This window comes from Candidatus Amarolinea dominans (genome assembly GCF_016704685.1).
In the GTDB taxonomy this organism is placed as follows: domain Bacteria; phylum Chloroflexota; class Anaerolineae; order SSC4; family Amarolineaceae; genus Amarolinea; species Amarolinea dominans.
Map to the genome: position 1 here is coordinate 23,569 of NZ_JADIZS010000002.1, position 22,293 is coordinate 45,861.

Here is a 22,293-nt window from a genome sequence, read left to right on the forward strand (position 1 = left end):
AGATGACCGGGCCGTGGTTCTTGCGGCAAATGCCTGTTAGAATGGGATTTCTTCGTCGTGGATTTCAGGCGGCGGCGGGCCAAAGCTGCCCGGCGCGCCAGGTGCAGTCGAAGCCGGACGCGGCGCTGCACGCTGCGGAGCCGCATTGTAGGCGCCCCCACCGCTGCCGGCACTAGCGGCACTAGCGCCTGTCCCCGCGCCGGCGACCGGCGCGTCTGTGCGGTTGCCCAGGAAGCGCACGTCACGTGCGGTCAACTCCAGCGACGCCCGCGGTGTACCATCCTGCGCCATATAGGCCGAGGCCTCGACTTCGCCTTCGATTAGCACCATGCGCCCTTTGCTCAGGTACTGACTGCATGTTTCGGCCAGTTGCCGCCAGGCCGTGACGCGAAACCAGGTGGTTTTGTCCTGCAACGAGCCATCCTGCAGCTTGACTTTGCGGTTGACGGCGACGCTAAAACTGGTGACGGGGACGCCGCTGGGGGTGTAACGCATGTCCGGGTCGGAACCGAGGTTACCGACGATCGTGATCTTCTGCCACATCGTTCTGTGTCCTTTCCGGTCGTAATGTGCTCAATCCAAAGTGGCCCATCTGCCACTGTGGCAGCAACCTGTATTGTAGGGGAAACGGCGGGAGTTGTCAAAATAGCACAGGTGTTCGTGTGAATTGCATACTGCTCACGCCAGGATCAGCGTGAGCGCGCTGGGCGCCAGGGCCAGGCTGAGATGGGCGCCGCCCATCACTGCTTCGGCCAGCGGCAGTTCCAACTGGAGGGGCGTTGCCAGCCCTTCAGCCTGGAACTCGATGGCGTAGTGACCGCCGCGGAAGGTGCGCCGCAGCACCTGGCCATGGACGATGTTCGGCCCTGACGCGCGGATGGGCACGATGGCCGCGGCTTCCGGCCGGATCAACAGCATGACCGCGTCACCAGCCTGCGCCGCGTCGCTCAAGGCCGGAGAGAGCCGCAAGGGGCCGAGGTCGGTCTGCAGCACTGCGCCCTGGGGGCCAACCGCCCAGCGTCCGGCGATCAGATTGCTGAGACCCAGGAACTGGGCCACGAAGCGGTTGGCCGGTTGCTGATAGACCGCCTCAGGCGCACCGCGCTGTACGATTTGCCCCTGGCTCATGATGAGCACCTGGTCGGCGATGGCAAAGGCCTCCTGCTGGTCGTGCGTGACGTAGAGCGCGCTCAGGCCCACCTGCTTGAGTATGGTGCGCAGTTCGCCCAGCAGGCCGGCGCGCAAGGTGCGGTCGAGCGCGCCGAGCGGTTCGTCGAGCATGAGAAACTGGGGCTGCGGCGCCAGGCTGCGTGCCAGGGCCACCCGCTGCTGTTCGCCGCCCGATAGTTCATGCACGCGGCGCTGGCCGTAGCCCGGCAGGTTGACGAGCGTCAGCATCTCAGCCACGCGCCGGCGCCTATCAACCGGCGCCAGGCCCTGCATGCGCAGGCCAAAAGCGACGTTGTCGGCCACGTTGCGATGCGGAAAGAGGGCAAAATCCTGGAACATCAGCCCGAAGCCGCGGCGATGCACCGCCACCCCCGCCAGGTCCTGACCGGCGTAGCTGATCGTGCCCTGATCTGCCTGTTCCAGCCCGGCCACGATGCGCAGCAGCGTCGTCTTACCGCAGCCGCTCGGCCCCAACAGGCAGGCGATTTCCCCGCTTGTCACGGTCGCCGAAACTTCATGCAGCACCCGCGTCGGCCCAAACGCCTTCGATACCCCATCTATAATCAACATGTCTCTCCTAAAACTCCCCCACTTCCTCATATCTCACCCGCTCCAGAAGGATGAAGCCGGCGGCGCAGACGAGCATGAGGAGAGTGCTGGCGGCCAGGGCCTGGCCGTAGTTTTGCGCGCCTGGTTGGCCCAGGAAGCGGTAGATGACCAGCGGCAGGGTTGGGGTCTCTGGCCGGGCGATGAGCGCGGTGGCGCCGAATTCGCCCAGGGAGACGGTGACGGCAAACACCGCGCCCACGATCAGCGCCGGCGCCAGCATCGGCAGGTCAACCTCGCGCCAGACACGGCGCGGAGAAGCGCCTTGCACCGCGGCCGCTTCACGCAGGTGCGGGTTGAGGCCGCGCAACACCGGCAGCAGGCTGCGAATGACGAACGGCAGGGCCACCAGGGTGTGGGCCAGCGGCACCAGCAGAGGCGAGGCGCGCAGATTGAGCGGCGGTGCGTCCAGGGCGACCAGGAAGCCCAGGCCGAGGGTGACGGCCGAGGCGCCCAGGGGCAGCATGAAGATCGGGTCGAGCCAGGCGCTGACGCGCAGGCGCGGGCGGGTCAGCAGATAGGCGCTGAGCACGCCGAGGATCAGCGCCAGGGCCAGCGTCAGCAGGGCGAAGATCAGGGAGTTGCGCATCGCGGCAACCGGCGGCACAAAGAGGATGGATTGGCGTTGATTGATGAACAGCGCCTGGTAGTAGGCCAGGCTGACGCCGCCCGGTGTGCTGACAGAGCGCACGATCAACGCGGCCAGGGGGGCCAGAAGCAGCCAGAAGAGCAGCGTGATGCCGCTGCCTACCACGGCGAACTGGCGCCAGCCGCGGATGCGACGCTGCGTGGCCTGCTGTGGCTTGAAGTTGAGCACCACGACGTTGCGGGCTTGCATGCGGGTGTAGAGCGCCATGATGGCGAAGGTGAGAACCATCTGCACCAGCGCCAGCGCCGCGGCCATCGGCAGGCGAAACAGGTTGACCGCCTGGCGATAGATTTCGACCTCCAGGGTGGCGAAGCGCGGCCCGCCCAGGATCAGGATGACGCCGAAACTGGTGAAGCAGAAGAGAAAGATCAGCAGGCCGGCCGCGGTCAGTGAGGGCAGCAGCAGGGGAAGCGTAATCTCGCGGAAGGCGCGCCAGCGACTGGCGCCCAGCACGGCCGCGGCCTGTTCCAGGCGCGGGTCCAGGTTGGCCCAAAAGCCGCCCACCATGCGCAGGACGATGGTGGCGTTGTAGAAAACGTGCGCCAGCAGGATCATCCAGATCGTCTGCTGGAGCTGCAGCGGCGGTTGGCCCAGGTGCAGGGCCTGCATGAGCCAGCGGTTGACGGCGCCGTTGGGGCCAAGCAGCGCGCTGAAGGCCGCGGCCACTACCACCGTCGGCATGACGAACGGGATCGTGCTCAGCGCCCGCAGCAGCGTCTTACCGGGAAAGGTGTAGCGGGCGAAAACATAGGCCGCGGGCAGCCCCAGGGCCAGGGTCAGCAGGGTGGAGATGACCGCTTGCCAGGTGGTGAACCAAAGCACGCGGCCATAGTAGGGCTGCTGCACCAGCGCGGCCAGGGGCGCCAGGTCGAGTTTGCCCTCCGGCGCCAGGCTGAGGCGCAGAATCTCGAACAAAGGGTAGAAGAAAAAGACGGCCAGGAACGCCAACGGCGTCCATGATACCCAACCCAGGTTCCATTTTCTCATCTCCGATCTCCAATCTCCGGTCTCCAATCTCCGCTCTCCAATCTCCGGTCTCCAACCTCCACCCTACCTCAGCACCGCGGTCGTCCACGCGTCAAGCCAGGCCTCGCGCTGCTGGCTGATCGTCTCCGCGGGCAGGCTGGCGGGCGTCTCTGGTAGCAGGGCAAACTGTTGAAAAAGATCGGGCAGCCTGGCCGTGCGGTTGGCGGGGTAGACGAACATCTGCAAGGGAATGTCCTCCTGGAAGGCCGGGCTGAGCATGAAGTCAATCCACTTGGCGGCCAGGTCACGGTTGGGCGTGCCCTTGAGGATGCCGGCGAATTCGATCTGGCGGAAGCTGGCGCCGGCGGGCAGAATGTTGCCGGTGAGCGGCGTTGTCAACGCGCCTTCGCTGAAATAGACCTCGGCGGCCGGGCTGGTGGCATAGCTGACGACGAGGGGGCGCGGGCCTTTGCCGCTGCTGCCGCTGAACTGCGTAGTACGCGTCCTCCCAGCCGTCGCTGACTAACACGTCGTTGGCGCGCAATCCCTGCCACCAGGCCAGGTAGTTGTCCGGACCAAAATGTGCGATACTGGCCAGCAGAAAGGCCAGGCCTGGCGAGGAAGTGGCCGGATTTTCGACCACCAGTAACCCCTTGTATGCCGGTTTGACCAGGTCTTCCAGCGTCTGCGGCGCAGGGATCTGCTTGTCAGCAAACCACTGCTTGTCGTAATTCAGGCAGACGAAGCCAAAGTCAACCGGCAGTAGACGGAACTCCGGGTCGAGCTGCAGATCGGCGGGGATGTCGGCCAGAAGCGGGGACGGGTACGGCTCGAAGATGCCGCTGTTCAGCGCACGGCTGAGGAAGGTGTTGTCCACGCCGAAGAAGACATCGGCCAGCGGGTTGCCCTTGCTCAGGATGGCCTGGTTGAGCGCACTGCCGGCGTCGTTGGCCTTCAGGATTTTCACGGTGGCGTTGTTGGCTGCCTCGAACTGCTTGATGATGGCTTCACTGGCGGCAAAGCTGTCATGGGTCATGATGGTCAGGGTGCGCGGGGCAGGCCCCGATGTGCCTGGCGGGGTTGTTGCGGGCGCACAGGCCGCAACGGTCAGCACGACCAGCAGGACGGCGAGCAGGGAGGTCGGTAAAAATTGCTTGAGCATGTCCGTTCTCCTCGTTAGATTGATGCATTCTTTGTGATGTGTACAACGAGCAAGAGACCGTGCTCGATGTAAAGTTCAGCGGAGGGGCCGCACAGCACATTGCTGACGCCACGTGCCACGCCCAGGGGCAGGGTTGCCGCAGTCAGCGGCCATTCAACGTGGTGCGCGGTGACCCCCGTGGCATCACCGCCGATTGGAATGAGGGACAGGGTGTCGCCGGGCTGGCCGGCGATAGTGAGCGGATGCCCAGGTCGCAAGAGACGCACGCTTTGGCTGCCGTCCACCATGCAGACATCCAGCGCGGCCAGATCAACGCGGGTGAGGAGGAGAAGATTGGCCAGGGTATGGTCAATGCGGCCGCCCAGTACACCGACGATGACGATGATGGTGGCGCCGGCCTGCAGCGCGTGGTTCAAGGCCAGCTCCAGGTCGGTCTCATCCTTGCGGGTGGGCATGATGATGAATGGGCTGCCCTGAGCAGCCAGGACGACTTGTGCAGCTGCCGGCAGCGAATCCAGGTCGCCGATCACCAGGCTGGGCCGCCAACCCCAGCGCAGGCAGTGCGCGGCGCCCAGGTCCGCGCCAATAACCAGGTCACCCGGTTGGGGCCGTAGCCCAGGTGGTCGTATGACCTCCGGGCTGCCAGCAACGATAATGGCTCGCATGCGTTCCTCGTTTCTCGATGCGCACAAAAAAGACCGCCTCACCTGAATGAAGCGGTCTCATGCGCCATAGCTGCATCTCCCTACGCCGGCATTATCCAGGTCAGGTTCAAAGGGTCGAAGTCAGTGACCGGATGGCCAGGGACTTCCTCTCAACCGGGCTTACTCCCAGCTCCCCATCGTGTAGATTGGTAACGTCTGCTGTCGCTGTGCGGCCCCTAGGCCAGGACTGGCTCCAGTAGTTGCTCAATGACAAGATCGTCCAGCACGCTTGGCAAGGCGGGCGTGGAGGCAATCACCTTGAACTCGATTTGCTTGGTCTCCGGGTTGTAGTCGGCGAGCACGCAATCGCCGGGGCCGAATCGTCCGGCCAGGACACCCTCACTCAGGGGGTCATCGAGTAGGTTCTGAATCGCGCGACGCAGCGGGCGCGCGCCGTAGTCGGGATCATAGCCGATGTTGACGATGAACTCTTTGGTTGCCTCGCTGACCTGCAGGGTGATGTTGTGCTCGCTGAGCTGCCAATGCACCCGTTTCATTTCCAAGTCAACGATGTCGGTGATCTGCGGCTTCGTCAACGCCCGGAAGACCATCACGCCATCAATGCGGTTGAGGAACTCGGGTCGGAATGTCTTCTTGAGGTCTGCCGTCACCCGCTCGCGCATGGATTGGTACTCATCCTCAACCTTCTTCTCTTCATCCCGGTTTGGGATGAAGCCCAGGCTGGTCGCGCGCTTGATCAATTGTGCGCCCACATTGGAGGTCATGATGATGATGGTGTTGCGGAAGTCCACGCGGCGGCCCTTGGCATCGCTCAAATGCCCATCTTCCATGATCTGCAGGAGCATGTTGAACACTTCAGTGTGGGCCTTCTCGATTTCGTCGAGCAGGATGACCGAATAGGGGCGACGGCGCACCGCCTCGGTCAGCTGGCCGCCTTCTTCATAGCCAATGTAGCCGGGCGGCGCGCCCACCAGGCGGCTGACATTGTGCCGCTCCATGAACTCGCTCATGTCCAGCTTGATGAGCGCTTCGTCGCTGCCAAACAGGAATTCGGCCAACGTTTTGGCGAGCAGGGTCTTGCCAACGCCGGTGGGGCCGAGGAAGATCAGAGAGGCGATGGGGCGTTTGGGGTCCTTCAGCCCGGCGCGTGCGCGGCGCACAGCCTTGCTGACCGCTTCGATGGCCTCTTGCTGCCCCACGACGCGCTGGTGCAGTTCGCGTTCCATTTCGAGCAGGCGCGCCGATTCTTCGCCGGCGATGCGCATCAGCGGGATGCCGGTCCACATCGAAACGACCTCGGCAATGTCTTCGGCCCCGACCTTGGGACGGTTGTCCACATCTTCCCAGCCCATGCGCAACTGGTCAAGCTCATGCCCCATCTCCACCTCGCGGTAGTGCAGGTCAATGGCTTCATCATAGCGCTGCGTGTTCAGGGCTGCGTCTTTTTCTTTCTGCAGGGACCTCAGGCTGACGAAGGTCTCGCGCAGGCTGCGCGCAAAGGGCGCCTTATACATGCGCACGCGGCTGGCCGCCTCATCAATGACATCAATGGCCTTATCGGGCAAGAAGCGGTCCACCACATAGCGCGCCGCCAACGTGGCTGCGGCGTGGATGGCGTCTTCAGTGATTTCCAGTTTGTGATGGGCCTCGTAGGCGCCCTTGACCCCGCGCAGAATCTCAACCGTCTCTTCGATGGTTGGCTCGAATACCTGCACCGGCTGGAAGCGCCGTTCCAACGCGGCGTCACCTTCGATGTAGCGGCGGTATTCATCGAGCGTGGTGGCGCCAATGCACTGTAATTCCCCGCGTGACAGGGCCGGTTTGAGGATATTGGCGGCATCCACTGAGCTGCCGGCCGAGCCGGCGCCAACGAGCATGTGTACTTCGTCAATGAAGAGGATGTTGGCGCTGTGCTTGATCTCTTCGATCACCTTCTTGAGTCGTTCTTCGAACTGGCCGCGGTACATGGTGCCGGCCACCAGGGAACCGACATCGAGCGTGAGCACGCGTTTGTCGAGCAGCAACTCTGGCACGTTGCCTGCCACGATGCGCTGGGCCAGGCCCTCGACGATGGCCGTCTTGCCCACGCCTGGTTCGCCGATGAGTGCCGGGTTGTTCTTGGTACGTCGGCACAGAATCTGAATGACGCGCTCGATCTCTTTCTCCCGGCCAATGACCCGATCGAGTTTGCCTTCTTCGGCTTGCGCGGTCAAGTCCATGCCCAGTTGATCGAGCATGGGCGTCTTGCGTTCGGTTTTCTGTTTTTCTTTGGTGATCTGAGTTTGGCTTTGCAGGAGACTGCGTGCGGTCTGGGTGCGCACCTTGTCCAGGCTAACGCCCAGGCTGCGCAGCACATTGACTGCGATGCCGTCACCTTCACGCACGAGGCCCAGGAGGAGGTGTTCGGTGCCGATGTAATGATGCCCCAACAGGCGTGCTTCATCAACGGCCAGTTCAATCACGCGCTTAGTGCGGGGGGCCAGGATGGGTTTGCCGGTGATTGGGCGATCGCCACGGCCCACGGTGCGCTCGACGGCGCGCACCACATGGTTGGTCTCCACGCCCAGCTCCCCCAATACCTTGACGGCGACGCCGTTTTCTTCGCGCACCAGGCCTAACAGCAGGTGCTCGGTGCCGACGTAATTGTGATTCAGGCGCTGCGCTTCATCGTGCGCTAATTGCAGCACACGACGTGCGCGCTTGGTAAACCGATCGAACTTGTCTGCCATGGTGGCAATTCCTTTGGCCCATCAAACAAAAACAAACCTGCCAGGCTTATGCCACCTGACAGGTTTGCTCGCGGCCGATGGGTCTAGTTTTCAGTCTCGAGACTGTCTTCGGTGGTGACTTGCTCGTCATCCATTTCAGCCAGTTGCTCGCGCCAGTCCATTTCCGTGTATTCTTCCTCGGGCGCTTGCTTGAGGCTGAGGCCGATGCGCCGGCGTTGGGGGTCAATGCGAATGATCCGCAGTCTCATGCGCTGGCCCTCGCGCAAGATGTCGCGCGCATGGCCGACGCGTTTGTCGGAGAGTTCCGATAGATGGATCAAGCCTTCGATGCCGTCATCCAGGCGGGCGAAGGCGCCGAAGTTTGTCAGCTTGGTGACCGTCGCGTCCACCAGTTGCCCCACCGCGTAGCGCTCATGCACCACGCTCCAGGGTTCTGGTTGCAAGCGGCGCAGGCTCAGGCCGATGCGCCGGCGATCCATGTCCACATTGAGAACGTAAGCTTCGACCCGCTGCCCCACCTTCAAGGCCTCGCCGGGATGATTGATATGACCCCAGGTGATCTCCGATAGATGCACCAGGCCATCGGCGCCGCCCAAATCAATGAAGGCGCCGAAATCGGACATACTGGTGACGATGCCGCTGCATTTATCACCCTTTTTCAATTCAGACAGCAGGCGTTCTTTGGCCTGCTTACGCCAATCGCGGTTGGCCTGGCGTTCAGACAGGATCAGTCGGTTGCGTTTTTGATCCAGTTCAACGACCTTGAGCCTGAGTTTCTTGCCGACCAGGTCGGCCAGGCGTGCTTCCAGGTTATCGCTGGCGCTCTCCTGGGACATGGCTTGCACGGAAACCAATTGCGATGTGGGGACGAAGCCGCGCAGCCGGCCAACTTTGATGGTGACACCACCGCGGTTGAAACCTGCAACCAGACCTTCGAACACTTCCTGGCTCTTCAACAGCTCTTCAGCCTTGAGCCAATCGCGTTCTTGCTGGGCACGGCTAAACGACAAGACCACATGACCTTCTTCATCCTCTGGGCGAACGACGTAGACCAAAATCTCATCGCCAACGGTGAGCTGGGCAAGCGCTTCCTTGCCCACGCGTTCCAGTTCGCGATCAGAAATGATTCCTTCGGACTTGGCGCCAATGTCTACGAGAATCTCGGTTGGCGACATACGGACGATAATTCCCTTGCGCACGGAGCCACTCGACAGCGGCTCAAACCCAAACGAACTATCCATCAACTCAGCCATTGGATTAACGTTTTCGGCCTGTGGCACCTCCTGTTCGGCAGTCAACGTGGGCGATAAATCGAGGTTTTCCATCCTAACTTGCGACATCTCCTCTTTGGTGGGTGAGAACTATTATAATGGATGTAGCGCCGAAACGCAAGAACGTTCGCCAGGTGGTACAGCGTGAAATAAAACTTCCGAAGTCTGGGAGACTTCGGAAGTTTGGGTCTGCAGGAGTGGCTGGCCGACGACTAGCGTCGCGCCCGTTTGACCGGCGCGGCCGGTCGCGCCTTCACCGCCGCTGGCGCCGGCGCCGGCGGGCCGCCTGGCGTTGCGCCGCTTTCGTGGTCGCTTGCCATGTGACATTGCTTGTACTTCTTGCCACTGCCGCACCAGCACGGATCGTTGCGGCCGATCGTGCTGCCGCTGCGCCGCACGGGGCGGGCTTCACCCTCCTGGCGGTTGGTCTGCAGTTGTTGCACCCGCCGCACCGGTTCGGGCCTGGCTTGCTGCACGTGGAAGATGGCGCGCACAATGTCGTGCTGAATGTCCGCCATCAACCCCTGGTACATCTCGAACGCCTCTTTCTTATAGGCGAGCAGTGGCTCAACCTGGGCAAAGGCGCGCAAGCCAATGCCTTCGCGCAATTGGTCCAGGTCGGTCAGGTGCCGCTGCCAGCGATGATCTACAACGCTCAGCATGACATGGCGTTCCGCGTGACGCATCCACTCGGCGCCCAGTTCGGCCTCTTTGGCGTCATACGTCTGCTCGGCTAACTCACACAGGCGGTCGGTCAGCTCATCTGGCGCCATTGCCTGCCAGTCCGCCGCAGTATCCGGCACAGGCATGATGCCGATCACCGTTTGATGCAGTGCGGTGATGTCCCAGTCCGCAGGATCCTGTCCTGACGTAAACGACTTGACAACTGCTGTTAGATCGTTTTCGATCATGCCGAGGATGGTGGGGCGCATCGTGGACTTGGTCAGAATCTGTCGGCGCTGATCGTAGATGATCTCGCGCTGCTTGTTGACCACATCATCATATTCGAGCACATGCTTGCGAATGTCGAAGTTGAAACCTTCCACGCGCACCTGGGCGTTGGCGATGGTCTTGCTCACCAGGTTGTGCTCGATCGGCATGTCATCTTCGACGCCCAGCCGATTCATCAGGCTGGCTACATTCTCCCCGCCAAAGCGACGCATCAGATCATCGCTCAGCGAAAGATAAAAGCGCGAGGACCCCGGGTCGCCCTGGCGGGCCGCACGCCCTCGCAACTGATTGTCAATGCGCCGCGCCTCATGACGTTCGGTGCCGATCACGTGCAGACCGCCCAACTCCCATACCACTTGCCGATTCCGCTTGACTTCCGCCTCGGCTTCCGCCAGCGCTTGTTCCCACATGCCCGGCTCCAGGTTGATCAGATCATGGCCTTGCTTGCGCAGATGGTCGCGTGCCATGCCTTCAGCATTGCCGCCCAGCAGAATGTCAACCCCGCGACCGGCCATGTTGGTGGCAATGGTCACATTGCCCGGGCGCCCGGCCTGCGCAATGATGATGGCTTCGCGCTCATGCTGCTTGGCGTTGAGCACGCTGTGCGGCACACCATGGCGCTTGAGCATGGACGCCAGCATTTCCGAGGTTTCGATGGCAACCGTGCCCACCAGGACCGGCCGTCCTTGCTTGTGCATCTCGGCCACATCTTTCACCACGGCCCTGAACTTGGCTTCCTGGTTCTTGTAGATCAGGTCGGGTGAGTCCAAGCGCTTGAAATAGCGATCGCCGGTGGCGGGGGCCTCGTAGGTGACCAAGTCCGCGCCACCGACTTTTTCGGTTCGGGTGGTCAATTCGCCCTGCTTGGCGCGATATTCGATGTTTGTAGGGATCATCGTCACATCGAGCTGATAAATCTTGGAGAATTCCTCTGCTTCCGTCGCCGCTGTACCGGTCATACCGGCCAGCTTATGGTACATGCGGAAGAAATTCTGGAAGGTGATCGTCGCCAGGGTCAGGCTCTCACGCTGCACGCGCACCCCTTCTTTGCCTTCGATCGCCTGGTGCAGGCCCTCTGAGAATCGCCGCCCATGCATCAAGCGCCCGGTGAACTCATCCACAATGATGACTTCGCCATCCTTGACGATGTAGTCGCGGTCAACGCTGTACAGCACATGCGCACGCAGGGCGTTGTCCAGGTAGGGCGTTTTTTCGAAATGCTCGGCCGAGTACAGGTTGTCAATTCCCAGCCAGCCCTCGATCTTGTTGACGCCTTCTTCGGTCAGGGTGACCACGCGCTCTTTTTCTTCAACCAGGTAATCTTCGTTGAGACGCAAGCGTTTCACCAGCCCGGCAAAGATGCGGTACAGGTCGGACGACTCTTGCGCCTGGCCGGAGATGATCAGCGGCGTGCGCGCTTCGTCAATCAGGATATTATCCACCTCGTCTACGATGGCAAAGTGCAGTTCGTTCTGCGCGGCTTCTTCGCTGGCGAAGATCATGTTGTCGCGCAGATAATCAAAGCCAAACTCGTTGTTCGTGCCATAGGTGACATCAGCCTCGTAGGCTGCGCGCCGGCTGACCGGTCGCAAGAACTGATAGCGATCATCGGCCGACTGAAATGTATGGTCATAGACGAAGGAACCCAGGTCAGGGTTGGCCGCGGCCGACTGAATGACGCCCACGCTGACGCCGAGCAGACTATAAACAGGGCCCATCCATTGGGCGCCGATCTTTGACAGATAATCGTTGGGCGTCACCAGGTGGGCGCCGTGCCTGGCCAGCGCGTTGAGATACAGCGGCAGCGTGGCCACCAGCGTCTTGCCTTCGCCGGTGCGCATCTCGGCGATCTTGCCCTGGTGCAGCACGATACCGCCGATCAGTTGCACATCATAGTGACGCAGGCCGATCGTGCGCCGGGCCGCTTCGCGCACCGCCGCAAACGCGGTCGGCAGGATGGCATCCAGCACCTCGCGTTCGCCAGCCTTCACCGCCTTCACCGCTGCCTCCCATTCGGCACGGAGACCCTGCTGCGCGCTGGTATCGGTTTCCTGCAGATACGCCTCGCGCGCCTCCGCTGCCTCTTGGGCCAGGGCCGCGGTCTCGGCTGCCACCCGGCGACGGAATTCCTCCGTCTGGCCGCGCAAGTCAGCGTCGCTGCGCGCCTTCATCTCGTTTTCGAGTTGATTGATCTCGTCAATGATGGGCTGCAGGCTCCGCACCTCGCGTTCGTTCGGATCGCCCATCACCCTCGTCAGTAGTTTCTTGAACATCTCAGCGTTTTTTCCTCAGTCCCCAATAAATTTGCCGGGCCATGACAGATTGCAGGCGGGCACGAATTGCCCACGTTTCCTCAGGCGGACAAGCGAAGCCTGTTCCCGCCCGCAGTATAGCATAACAACAGCGCAGGGGATAGGAACGATCATACCCATTGCGCTGTTGTGCTCGTTCGTTGGGACGTCAGGCGCCCCCGTGACGACTCGCGGGTCGCGCTCAGGCGATGCCGCTGTCTGGCAGGTTGTGATCCAGGGCATCCCATTTGTCGAACAGGGCGCCGACAGATTCACCGTTATGCGTGCGCAGAATGACATCGGCCAGCATTTCGGCCACCGAAACCACCACCAACTTGCAACCGATGATTTCAGACTTCTCAGACGGAATGGCAACCGTATCGGCCACCACCACCTGCTTGAAGACCGAATCGCGCAGGTTGACCGCAGCAGCATCAGATAAAACGGCATGGGTAGCGCAGGCATAGACTTCAATGGCGCCTCTGTTAGGAAGAAAGGCGCCAGCCTTGCACAATGTTCCTGCGGTGTCAATCTCATCGTCCACAACGATGACGTTTTTGTGGTCCACATCGCCGATCAACTCAAACATCTCGGTCTGTTTGCCATCGAGAGAACGCCGTTTTTCGATCACGGCCAGCGGCACAGCGAACCGATCCTGAATCTCAGGATCAGATGTGGTGACGCTGCCGGTGGCGGCAAAGCACAGCTTTTGAGAAAGCCGTTCGGCGAAGTTGCGCGCCCGGCGCACGCCGCCCACGTCCGGTGAGACGACAACCAGGTTGGGAATCTGCAGGCGCGCGAAATGATCCACCAACGGATAGAGCGCGGTCAGCTCATCGGTTGGAATCGTGAAGAAACCCTGAATCTGGCCGGCGTGCAAATCCACCGTCACAAAACGATCGGCGCCGGCCACGGTAATCAGATCCGCTACCAGCCTCGCCGTAATCGGCACGCGGGGCTGATCCTTCTTGTCGGTGCGCCCATAGCCGTAGAAGGGCAGCACCGCCGTGATGCGACCGGCTGAATCGCGGCGCAGCGTGTCCAGAAAGATCAACAGCTCCATCACGTTGTCATTGGTGGGCGCGGAGGTAGATTGGATGAGGAAGACATCTTTGCCGCGCACGCTTTCGTCGAGTTTACAAAAGGTGTTCCCATTGGCGAACTTAGTAATCTCGGCTTGGCCCAGCCTGAAATCGGGGGCCTCCTTGAGTCGCAGGAAGCGACAGATGGCGTTAGCGAGCGGGGGACTGGCGCTGCCCGAAAAGACGGCCATTTTGCCGTACATGCTCAGTCCGGCCATGGCGCCGTTCGTCCTTTGGTTGCTAATAAAATGGACATGGTGGGTCTTAGCTCCCTTGCTTGCATAGGGCCGTGCGCCATCAGGCGAGCGCGGCCAGCAACTGCTCGGCCGCGGTGTACGGGTCGAGCACGCGGCGCGCGATCTGGTCAACAAGTTCTTGCAGCGATCCCTGCGGGATGAGTTGGGCCAGTTTCTGCAGCAGGCGCCGGCGCACAATGCTTTCCAATTCGCTGGCAGCCCGCACACGCTCACGCGCGCCCCACAGGTCACTCTGGATCAGGAAGGCGCGATGCTGTTCCACTGCGGCCACCAGTTCGAGGATCCCCTGGTCCTGCAGAGCAACAGTCTTGATGATGGGCGGCTCCCAGGCCACGGCGCGCTGCCTGCTCGGCGTTTCGATGGTCAGCAACTGGCCGTGGTGTGAAATGCCACGCACCTCTTCCGGGGCGATGCCGAGCATCATCCTCAACGCCATCACCGTGCGGTCGGAGCCTTCGCGATCCGCCTTGTTCACCGCGAAGACATCGGCGATTTCGAGCACCCCCGCCTTGATGGCCTGCACTTCATCGCCCATGCCCGGCGCCTCCACCACGATGGTGGTGTGCGCGGTGCTGGCAATTTCCACCTCAGCCTGACCAACCCCAACCGTCTCCACCAACACACGCTCGAAGCCGGCCGCGTCCAGCGCGAGGATGACATCGGCCGTGGCGCGGGCCAGGCCGCCCAGGCTGCCGCGCGTCGCCATGGAGCGTATGAAGATGCCGGGATCGCCGCTCAGGTCGCGCATGCGCACGCGGTCGCCCAACAGCGCGCCGCCGGTGAACGGGCTGGTGGGGTCAACCGCCACGATACCCACGGTTTTGCCTTGCTGACGGTAAACCTTAGCCACGGCGTTGACCAGGGTGCTCTTGCCCGTACCGGGCGAGCCGGTTACACCGATGACGGTCGCCTGGCCGGTGAACGGGTAGAGGCGCGTCAGCAGCTCATGGGCGGCCGCGCCGCCGGTTTCGATCAGGGTGATGGTACGCGCCAGCGCGCGGCGGTTGCCCTGGCACAGTTGCGCGACAAGCTCAGTGGGCGATTGGTTCATGATTACGCCGGAGCCGCAGCCCTTACCTGCTGATGGATGAAATCAACGATGTGCTGAGTTGGGGTGCCGGGGCCAAAAACGCCCTTGACGCCCATCTTTTTGAGGCTTTCTACATCTTCGTCCGGAATGATGCCGCCCATCAGCACGACAACATCGTCGAGGCCGTTCTGCTGCATCTCTTGCATGATTTTGGGGGCCAGGGCCATATGCGCGCCGGAGAGAATGGAGAGACCAATCACGTCCACATCCTCTTGCAGCGCGGCCTCTACGATCATCTGCGGGGTCTGCCGAATCCCGGTGTAGATCACCTCGAATCCGGCATCGCGCAGCGCCCTTGCCACCACTTTGGCCCCACGGTCATGACCGTCCAGGCCTGGCTTGGCCACTAAGACACGAATCTTACGTTCGCTCATAACCCCTCTTTTCTCCTTTTTTTGTGCTGGCGACACGCGCCAGCAGCCGTTGCCGTTCAGGAATTAGAAAAACACCGGTTCGTGATAAATGCCGAGCACCTCGCGCAATACGTCGCACATTTCGCCCAGGGTGGCATAGGCCTTGACCGCTTCGATGATCGGCTCCATCAGGTTGACCGTGGGCGCACGCGCGGCAGCGGCCAGACGGCGCAGCGCGTTCTGGGTGGCCTGGTTGTCGCGCCCGCTGCGCACCGCGTGCAGGCGCTGCAGCTGGCGTTCATAGCCCTGCGGATCCATCTCCAAAATGGGGATGGCTGGCGTTTCCTTGTTGGCGAATTCGTTGACGCCCACGATCGTGCGGCGGTGGCTGTCAATTTCTTGCTGATAGCGGTAGGCCGCCTCGGCAATCTCACGCTGCATGAAGCCGCCTTCGAGCGCAGGGATGACGCCGCCCAGGGCCTCGATGCGCTTGAGGTAGTGCAGGGTCGCGGCTTCGGTCTCGTTGGTCAGGGCTTCGACGAAGAACGAACCGGCCAGGGGATCAATCGTGTGGGCGACGCCGCTCTCGTGCGCGATGACCTGCTGCGTGCGCAGGGCAATGGTGACCGCTTTGGCGCTGGGCAAGGCCAGCGCTTCATCCATCGAGTTGGTGTGCAGCGATTGCGTGCCGCCGAGCACCGCGGCCAGGGCTTGAATGGCGACGCGCACGATGTTGTTCTCCGGCTGCTGCGCGGTCAGGCTGACGCCGGCCGTTTGGGTATGAAAGCGCAGCATCCACGAGCGCGGGTCCTGCGCGCCGTATTTTTCGCGCAGGATGCGCGCCCAGATGCGGCGGCCGGCCCGGTACTTGGCAATTTCTTCGAAAAAGTCGTTGTGCGCATTGAAGAAGAAAGACAAACGCGGGGCAAAATCGTCCACCTTCATGCCACGAGCCACACAGGCATCCACGTAGGCCAACCCGTCGGCCAGGGTGAACGCAAGCTCCTGCACAGCCGTGCTGCCGGCCTCGCGGATGTGATAGCCTGAAATGCTAACGGTGTTCCACAGCGGCATCTGCTGCGTGCCAAATTCGATGGTGTCCACCACCAGGCGCATGGAGTGATCGGGCGGGAAGAGGAATTCCTTCTGCGCGATGAACTCCTTGAGAATATCGTTTTGCAGGGTGCCGCGTAATTGCTGGCGTTGGTAGCCCTGCTTCTCAGCCGCCACGATGTACATGGCCCAGATGATGGCCGCCGGGCTGTTGATGGTCATCGAAGTGCTGACTTCGCCCAGCGGAATCCCAGCGAAGAGGATTTCCATGTCGGCCAGGGAGCTGATGGCCACCCCGCATTTGCCGAATTCGCCCAGGGCTTCGGGCGCGTCGGAGTCATAGCCATAGAGCGTGGGCATGTCGAAGGCCACCGAAAGGCCCATGTTGCCCTGGCTCAGGAGGTACTTGTAACGGGCGTTGGTCTCCTCGGCTGTGCCGAAGCCAGAGAACATGCGCATGGTCCACACGCGGCCGCGATGCATGGTGGGGTAGACGCCGCGGGTAAAGGGATATTCTCCCGGCAGCCCCAAATCCTGGCCGTAGTCCATGCCGGCCACATCCAGCGGTGTGTACAGGCGGCCGATCGGCACACTCGACGCGGTGATGAACTCAGGCTGGCGCTCCGGTGTTTGCGCCAGCGTTTGCTGCAGGGTGGTCTCTTCCCACTGCTCCACAGCCTCCCGGATGTTGGTCAGGCTGACTCGGTCGTACAGTTCCATTACCTCTCCTCCATCGCCTCTCCTTCATCGCCTCTCCGTTGCCTCCAGTTATTCTATACTGCAAGCGGAATAGACTTCACTCTTTCGCCTAAGGAAACAGGCGCCATTCGTGCCCGCTTGCAGTATACAACGCGGTGCGTCATCGCCGTGCGTCACTCATTCATTGTACCCGAAGAGAGCGCCGCGCGCCAGTTGGATCACCATCCTGGAATGGCTGCCCCGGTCAGAGCGCGGCCGGCCACAGGCCACTCAGCGCGGCCTCAATGCACTGTTCCAGCTCGCCAAAACGCATGGTGACGCCGCTGTGCGCCGGGGCATAGCAGGCCATCTTGCCCGCGTTGGTCGCCATGCTCTTGATGCCCAGTTGCTTGATGGGCGCTACCACCGCGCAGGTGTCGGCCACCACCAGGCCGCCGGCCGCCTCGATGTCATGCACCCAGCCGGCCACCTCGGCGTGCTGGCGAATCGAGCGCCCGGTTGTCACCCACAACTGGGTGGCCAATTTCTGGCCGCGCACCGCCTGCGCCACAGCCTGGATTTCGCTCAGGCTGGCATGGGGGCAGCCGATCGTCACCAGGTCAATGGTGGACACCTCTGGGTTGGCGTCCATGACCGCGTAGGCCGGCGCCAGGCTTTCCACGCGCAGGCGGCGGGCGTCAGGTCGGATCAAGGTCTCGCCCAGGGCCGCGGCTTCCGGCGTGTAGCCGGCGATATGATAGAGTGCCACGGCGCCGTAACCGGCCAGGGCCGCGCCCAGGGTCTTGAGGCGATCGGCGGCGGCGCCGCCGGCGGTCACATCGGCCGGCAGCGGCGGCAGCCAGGCGCCCAGGTCGCTGAACCAGAGACAGCCGTTGCCCACCTCTTTGCCAACGAGATAGCCCAGGGCGCCAAAATCGGCAATCGAGCGTACCGGGCAGGCCACTTCGATCACCCAGTTGGCTTGGCGCCCCTGGTCGAGGTGATAGCCATAGCGGGCCGTGCGCCCCACAATGGCGGCCGCCAGCGCACTGGGGCCACCCTCGCGGTTGGTGCGCAGCGCCAGGATCGAGCTGCCAAAGGCCACCGCGCTCGATTCGGCCCAGGCCACGTGATCACCCCTCTGCAGGCCCGCTTCGGGGAGGAGATAGGGCACACAGGTCAAGGTCTGCTGGACGCCGAGTTTACTGAACGCGCCGATCGCTTCCAACTGGGGTTTGGCAAAAGCCTCGGCGACGCCCATCTCCTGCCAGCGCGCCTCTTCCATGCCCATGGGGTTAAGCATGGTGGGTACACGCACGCGCGCACCCTCCGCCGCCCATGCGCTGAGAAAGGCGACGCCGGCGTCGCCAATGTTTTTGTAACTGACGCCGGCAATCTGGGCATGCGTAATGGGCGCCAAATCAGGCGCACCGTAGATGCGGCCCAGGGTAGCCACAATTTCCATCGCGCGCTGCACACCAGGGCCAAACGCCCCGTTGAGCATCGCTTGTTCTTCGTCATTCAAATACAGGTTGGTCATCGTGTGTGCTTTCTGCGCTGGCAGGCGCTGTCGGTCCCCGCGGTTGCCTGGGCGGACGCGGGCCGGGCTACCCTAGCGGCTGCGGTTGAGGAGGTGATCGAGCAGCAAGAAGATGACGACGGCAAAGATCAGGATCATGGCGGCAAAGCCAACGGGGGTCAACGGGACAAAGAAGACGATGCGTACTTTTTGCCAGATGACAAAGAGGGCAATGCCCAGCGCGAGGGCGAAAAGCAGGGAGCGCGAACGTAAGTTCATGGTGATCCTCCAGGTGAGCTAGGTGCAACCCTATCTTAGCACCGGGAATCCGAAAGCGACAAACTGATGCACGTCATAGTTTGGCTTGCCCTGGTTCACTAGACTGTGTATCATCCTCTTGGCGTTTGGCTGCGTGGGCGCCAGCCAGGCGATCTGGGCGGAATAGACCAGCGGCGACCCACTGCACGGTATAGACATGTTCGATTGACACTCCCGCGCACTGGTGGAGGTACGACGGTGTACGATCTAATCATTATCGGCGGCGGGCCGGCGGGCCTGGCGGCTGCGGTTTATGCCCTGCGCCAGCATCTCAAGTTGCTGCTCATTGGCGACCAAATGGGTGGGCGCGTCGGCTGGCGCCTGGATGTGCCGTGGCTGGAGAATCGTCATAGCATCAGCGGCGAAGAAGTGGTGCGCACCCTCAAGGCCGAACTGCAGCTGCGCCATCTGCCGCGCGTGCTGGACCGGGCGATACAGATAGACGCGCTCGAGGATCATTATCGGGTGCGCACAGCCACCGGCGAATTTACAACGCGGGCGTTGTTGCTGTCCACCGGAGCCTCTCCCCAGCGCTTGGGGGTGCCCGGTGAAGAAACGTTCTACCTGCGCGGGTTGTCGTACTCAGCCATTACCTATGCGTCCGCGATGTTGGACAAGACGGTGGCCGTGATTGGCGATGGGCCGCTGGCGCTGCGCAGCGCCGCGGAGCTGGCGCGTGCGGCCGCGCGCGTCTACCTGGTGGCCGGCGATCCTGCCTGCCGGGCGACTGCCTGGGGACAATGGCTGGCCGCGTTGCCCCATCTCACCTGGCTGCTCGACTACCAGGTGGAGGCCATCTACGGTGACGATTATGTCGAAGCCCTGGCCGTACGCGGCCCCGCCGGCCTGCAGACCCTGAAGGTGAACTGCATCTTCGTGGAAATTGGCCTGCAGGCCAACGCGAGCCTGGTGACGGAGCTTGTTGACTGCGACGCCCAGGGCCATGTCAGGGTGGACAATCGCAATCGCACCAGCCGGCCCGGCATCTTTGCTGCCGGTGATGTAACCGATGTGCATGCCGAGCAGGTGCTCATTGCGATCGGCGAAGGCGCCAAAGCCGCGTTGAGCGTTTCGGAGTATTTGGCAACGTGGGAGTCAGGCGCAGGTTTGCACCGGTAGAGGGCGGGCCTTACCTGCATCTCTTACGCTTCCGGGCGTTCACGCTTACTGACGTAGGTGATGTCGGCATGACGGGTGTAGCCGGCGGCCGCGAAGATGGCAAAAGAGGCATCGTTCCAGTTCTCGATCAGCGCGCTCCAGACTTCGATGCCCAGGCTGGCGAACCAGGCTTCGCACGCGGCAATCAAGCGCCGGCCCAGGCCATGACGGCGATAGGTCGGCGCCACGGCCAGACGATTGATGTAACCCCGGCGGCTGTCGTGGGTTGCCAGCACCACGCCCACCAACGCCGGCCCTTGCCACAGCCCGATGGCGCGTTGAACCTGGCCGGCCGCCTGCTGGGCAAATGCTGCACGGCTGTCGCGGCCGGTGGGGCGAATGTGCAGACCGGCCAGTTCCCACAGGGCCAGGAGCTGATCATAATCGGCCGCGGTCAGCGGCCGCTCAGCCAGGGTATCGAAGTTCGTTGTCATGCTCCAGGGGCGCACCCTTGCGGTCGCCCACGCGGGCAGGCGCAAGGCCATGCCCTACTAATCGTTGACGATGCGCAGGTGCAACTCCGCCAACTGAGCCTCGGCAATGGCCGACGGCGCCCCGAAAAGCAAATCGCCGGCCGCAGCCGTCTTGGGAAACGCGATCACTTCGCGGATGTTGCCGGCGCCGGCAAAGAGCGCCACCAGTCGCGCCATGCCCAGGGCGATGCCCCCGTGCGGCGGCGCGCCAAACTCGAAGGCGTCGAGCAGTTGGCTGAACTGCAGTTGCTGCGTCTCCTCGTCAATGCCCAAGCGCGTGAACAGGCGGTTTTGCAGATCCCGGCGGTGGATGCGGATGCTGCCGCCGCCCACTTCCCAGCCGTTCAGGATGATATCATAGGCTTGGGCGCGCACGCTGCCCGGATCTGACTCCAGGCGCGGCCAATCCTCATCGAGCGCGGCGGTAAACGGGTGATGCACGGCCGTCCAGCGTGCCTCTTCGGCGCTGAACTCCAGCAAGGGAAAATCGGTGACCCAGCAGAAAGCAAAGACGTTGTCGGCCAGCAGCCCCAGGCGCCGGCCCATTTCCAGGCGTAGATTGCTGAGCGCCTGCGCCACCACGGCCGGTGCGGCCGCCACCACCAGCACCAGGTCGCCGGGTCGGGCGCCGGTTTGCTGCAGCAGGCCGTCGAACTCGGCCTGGCTCAGGAATTTGGCAAACGATGAGCGCACGCTGCCCAGTTCAGGCGCGATGCCCTCAGGCAGCGCCAGCCAGGCCAGGCCTTGCGCACCGTAACGCTTGACCTGCTCGGTCAGCTCATCCAACTGTTTGCGCGAGTAGCCGGCGCAGCCCGGCACACAGATCGCCTTGACCTCGCCCCCGCCGGCCACCGCGTTCTTGAAGACGCTGAAGGCGCTGTCGGCGAACAGGTGGCCCAGGTTGCACAACTCCAGACCAAAGCGCAGATCAGGGCGGTCGTTGCCAAAGCGTGCCATCGCCTCGGCGTAGGTCAGGCGCGGGAAGGGCATCTGCTGGATGCGCTTCCCGGTGATGCTGGCCTCGCCGGGCTGCGCCACGCTGTGTACCAGGTGAATCAGCATCGCTTCGATCAGCCCCATCACGTCGTCGCGATCTACGAACGACATTTCCAGGTCGAGCTGGGTAAACTCTGGCTGACGGTCGGCGCGCAGGTCTTCGTCACGGAAGCAGCGGGCAATCTGGAAGTAGCGCTCGAAGCCGGCCACCATCAGCAGTTGCTTGAGCTGCTGCGGCGACTGCGGCAGCGCGTAGAATTCACCGGGATGGACGCGGCTGGGCACCACATAGTCACGCGCGCCCTCCGGCGTGGACTTGATCAGAATGGGGGTCTCGATTTCCATGAACTGGCGCTCGTGCAGGAAGCTGCGGATGGTGCGCACGATGCGGTCGTAGAGAATGAGGTTGCGCTGCAAGGTGGCCCGCCGCAGGTCAAGGTAGCGGTACTTCAGGCGCACCACTTCGTCTACCGCGCTCTCCTCGTTGATGTAAAAGGGTGGAGTCTTGGCCGTGTTGAGCACGATCACCTCGTCGGCGATTACCTCGATGTCGCCTGTTGCCATGTTGGCATTGCGCAATTCGGCCGGCCGCGCGGCCACCGTGCCTTTGATCTGCAGGACAAACTCCACGCGCGTCTGACTGGCACTGGCGTGTGCGGCCGCGGTGCGGTCAGCGTTGATCGTCACCTGCACCAGGCCACTGCGGTCGCGCAGGTCAAGAAAAATCAGGCCGCCGTGATCACGGCGGCGGTGCAACCACCCGGCCAGGGTGACGGTCTGGCCGGCGTCGGTCAAGCGAAGATCGCCACAACGGTGCGATTTGAGCATGGTCTCTGTCCTTTGTATTCTGCAACTT

The 22,293-nt window shown here is 62.5% G+C and carries 17 protein-coding genes, 1 pseudogene and 1 riboswitch; of the genes and pseudogenes, 1 reads left to right on the top strand and 17 read right to left on the bottom strand.

Annotated features, from left to right (window positions below; genetic code table 11):
* Nucleotides 1-36: 36 nt before the first annotated feature.
* The 15 genes and pseudogenes from ssb to IPF85_RS01785 all read right to left on the bottom strand — a co-directional run bounded on the left by ssb (nt 37) and on the right by IPF85_RS01785 (nt 18,771).
* Nucleotides 37-543 (bottom strand): single-stranded DNA-binding protein, encoded by a 507-nt coding sequence (ssb, locus tag IPF85_RS01715; protein WP_343406333.1) that lies wholly within the window; start codon nt 541-543, stop codon nt 37-39.
* 135 nt (nt 544-678) lie between these two features.
* Nucleotides 679-1,740: an ABC transporter ATP-binding protein gene (locus tag IPF85_RS01720; RefSeq protein WP_343406334.1), complete on the bottom strand. Its 1,062-nt coding sequence runs from the start codon at nt 1,738-1,740 to the stop codon at nt 679-681.
* A gap of 7 nt (nt 1,741-1,747) precedes the next feature.
* Complete coding sequence (locus IPF85_RS01725) at nt 1,748-3,412, bottom strand: iron ABC transporter permease (protein WP_343406335.1); 1,665 nt, start codon at nt 3,410-3,412, stop codon at nt 1,748-1,750.
* A gap of 63 nt (nt 3,413-3,475) precedes the next feature.
* Nucleotides 3,476-3,808 (bottom strand): annotated as a pseudogene (locus tag IPF85_RS01730) (ABC transporter substrate-binding protein); the annotation flags it as partial.
* Nucleotides 3,696-4,553: a thiamine ABC transporter substrate-binding protein gene (locus IPF85_RS01735; protein ID WP_343406336.1), complete on the bottom strand. Its 858-nt coding sequence runs from the start codon at nt 4,551-4,553 to the stop codon at nt 3,696-3,698. The pseudogene IPF85_RS01730 and the gene IPF85_RS01735, both read right to left, overlap by 113 nt.
* 14 nt (nt 4,554-4,567) lie before the next feature.
* Nucleotides 4,568-5,218, bottom strand: coding sequence for a thiamine diphosphokinase (locus tag IPF85_RS01740; RefSeq protein WP_343406337.1), 651 nt, complete (start codon nt 5,216-5,218; stop codon nt 4,568-4,570).
* A 59-nt stretch (nt 5,219-5,277) separates the two neighbouring features.
* A riboswitch (TPP riboswitch) is annotated at nt 5,278-5,404 on the bottom strand.
* A 29-nt stretch (nt 5,405-5,433) separates the two neighbouring features.
* Complete coding sequence (locus IPF85_RS01745; protein ID WP_343406338.1) at nt 5,434-7,947, bottom strand: ATP-dependent Clp protease ATP-binding subunit; 2,514 nt, start codon at nt 7,945-7,947, stop codon at nt 5,434-5,436.
* An 83-nt stretch (nt 7,948-8,030) separates the two neighbouring features.
* Nucleotides 8,031-9,272 (bottom strand): S1 RNA-binding domain-containing protein, encoded by a 1,242-nt coding sequence (locus IPF85_RS01750; RefSeq protein ID WP_343406339.1) that lies wholly within the window; start codon nt 9,270-9,272, stop codon nt 8,031-8,033.
* Nucleotides 9,273-9,430: 158 nt separating this feature from the next.
* Nucleotides 9,431-12,442, bottom strand: a complete 3,012-nt coding sequence (secA, locus tag IPF85_RS01755) for a preprotein translocase subunit SecA (RefSeq protein ID WP_343406340.1) — start codon at nt 12,440-12,442, stop codon at nt 9,431-9,433.
* 220 nt (nt 12,443-12,662) lie between these two features.
* The gene (locus IPF85_RS01760) at nt 12,663-13,760 is read right to left on the bottom strand and encodes a ribose-phosphate pyrophosphokinase (RefSeq protein ID WP_343406341.1); all 1,098 of its coding nucleotides are present in this window, start codon (nt 13,758-13,760) and stop codon (nt 12,663-12,665) included.
* A gap of 79 nt (nt 13,761-13,839) precedes the next feature.
* On the bottom strand, nt 13,840-14,850 hold the full coding sequence (gene meaB, locus IPF85_RS01765) for a methylmalonyl Co-A mutase-associated GTPase MeaB (protein WP_343406342.1): 1,011 nt from the start codon (nt 14,848-14,850) through the stop codon (nt 13,840-13,842).
* A gap of 2 nt (nt 14,851-14,852) precedes the next feature.
* Nucleotides 14,853-15,263, bottom strand: a complete 411-nt coding sequence (locus IPF85_RS01770) for a cobalamin B12-binding domain-containing protein (RefSeq protein ID WP_343406343.1) — start codon at nt 15,261-15,263, stop codon at nt 14,853-14,855.
* 63 nt (nt 15,264-15,326) lie between these two features.
* On the bottom strand, nt 15,327-17,015 hold the full coding sequence (locus IPF85_RS01775) for a methylmalonyl-CoA mutase family protein (protein ID WP_343406344.1): 1,689 nt from the start codon (nt 17,013-17,015) through the stop codon (nt 15,327-15,329).
* 223 nt (nt 17,016-17,238) lie between these two features.
* On the bottom strand, nt 17,239-18,513 hold the full coding sequence (locus IPF85_RS01780; protein ID WP_343406345.1) for an aconitase X catalytic domain-containing protein: 1,275 nt from the start codon (nt 18,511-18,513) through the stop codon (nt 17,239-17,241).
* A 72-nt stretch (nt 18,514-18,585) separates the two neighbouring features.
* Entirely contained in the window at nt 18,586-18,771 is a 186-nt protein-coding gene (locus IPF85_RS01785) for a hypothetical protein (RefSeq protein ID WP_343406346.1), read from the bottom strand.
* 237 nt (nt 18,772-19,008) lie between these two features.
* Here IPF85_RS01785 and IPF85_RS01790 point away from each other — a divergent pair, with 237 nt between their 5' ends.
* Nucleotides 19,009-19,929 (top strand): FAD-dependent oxidoreductase, encoded by a 921-nt coding sequence (locus tag IPF85_RS01790; RefSeq protein ID WP_343406347.1) that lies wholly within the window; start codon nt 19,009-19,011, stop codon nt 19,927-19,929.
* Between the two features lie 23 nt (nt 19,930-19,952).
* Here IPF85_RS01790 and IPF85_RS01795 read toward each other — a convergent pair whose 3' ends face one another.
* Together IPF85_RS01795 and aspS are read right to left on the bottom strand one after the other, a co-directional pair.
* On the bottom strand, nt 19,953-20,402 hold the full coding sequence (locus IPF85_RS01795; RefSeq protein ID WP_343406348.1) for a GNAT family N-acetyltransferase: 450 nt from the start codon (nt 20,400-20,402) through the stop codon (nt 19,953-19,955).
* Between the two features lie 57 nt (nt 20,403-20,459).
* Entirely contained in the window at nt 20,460-22,265 is a 1,806-nt protein-coding gene (gene aspS, locus IPF85_RS01800; protein WP_343406349.1) for an aspartate--tRNA ligase, read from the bottom strand.
* Nucleotides 22,266-22,293: the final 28 nt, after the last annotated feature.

Excerpts from the sequence above, each read along its gene's own strand:
- ssb (WP_343406333.1), bottom strand. The coding sequence starts at position 543 with ATGTGGCAGAAGATCACGATCGTCGGTAACCTCGGTTCCGACCCGGAC.
- IPF85_RS01720 (WP_343406334.1), bottom strand. The coding sequence starts at position 1,740 with ATGTTGATTATAGATGGGGTATCGAAGGCGTTTGGGCCGACGCGGGTG.
- IPF85_RS01725 (WP_343406335.1), bottom strand. The coding sequence starts at position 3,412 with ATGAGAAAATGGAACCTGGGTTGGGTATCATGGACGCCGTTGGCGTTC.
- IPF85_RS01735 (WP_343406336.1), bottom strand. The coding sequence starts at position 4,553 with ATGCTCAAGCAATTTTTACCGACCTCCCTGCTCGCCGTCCTGCTGGTC.
- IPF85_RS01740 (WP_343406337.1), bottom strand. The coding sequence starts at position 5,218 with ATGCGAGCCATTATCGTTGCTGGCAGCCCGGAGGTCATACGACCACCT.
- IPF85_RS01745 (WP_343406338.1), bottom strand. The coding sequence starts at position 7,947 with ATGGCAGACAAGTTCGATCGGTTTACCAAGCGCGCACGTCGTGTGCTG.
- IPF85_RS01750 (WP_343406339.1), bottom strand. The coding sequence starts at position 9,272 with ATGGAAAACCTCGATTTATCGCCCACGTTGACTGCCGAACAGGAGGTG.
- secA (WP_343406340.1), bottom strand. The coding sequence starts at position 12,442 with ATGTTCAAGAAACTACTGACGAGGGTGATGGGCGATCCGAACGAACGC.
- IPF85_RS01760 (WP_343406341.1), bottom strand. The coding sequence starts at position 13,760 with ATGGCCGGACTGAGCATGTACGGCAAAATGGCCGTCTTTTCGGGCAGC.
- meaB (WP_343406342.1), bottom strand. The coding sequence starts at position 14,850 with ATGAACCAATCGCCCACTGAGCTTGTCGCGCAACTGTGCCAGGGCAAC.
- IPF85_RS01770 (WP_343406343.1), bottom strand. The coding sequence starts at position 15,263 with ATGAGCGAACGTAAGATTCGTGTCTTAGTGGCCAAGCCAGGCCTGGAC.
- IPF85_RS01775 (WP_343406344.1), bottom strand. The coding sequence starts at position 17,015 with ATGGAACTGTACGACCGAGTCAGCCTGACCAACATCCGGGAGGCTGTG.
- IPF85_RS01780 (WP_343406345.1), bottom strand. The coding sequence starts at position 18,513 with ATGACCAACCTGTATTTGAATGACGAAGAACAAGCGATGCTCAACGGG.
- IPF85_RS01785 (WP_343406346.1), bottom strand. The coding sequence starts at position 18,771 with ATGAACTTACGTTCGCGCTCCCTGCTTTTCGCCCTCGCGCTGGGCATT.
- IPF85_RS01795 (WP_343406348.1), bottom strand. The coding sequence starts at position 20,402 with ATGACAACGAACTTCGATACCCTGGCTGAGCGGCCGCTGACCGCGGCC.
- aspS (WP_343406349.1), bottom strand. The coding sequence starts at position 22,265 with ATGCTCAAATCGCACCGTTGTGGCGATCTTCGCTTGACCGACGCCGGC.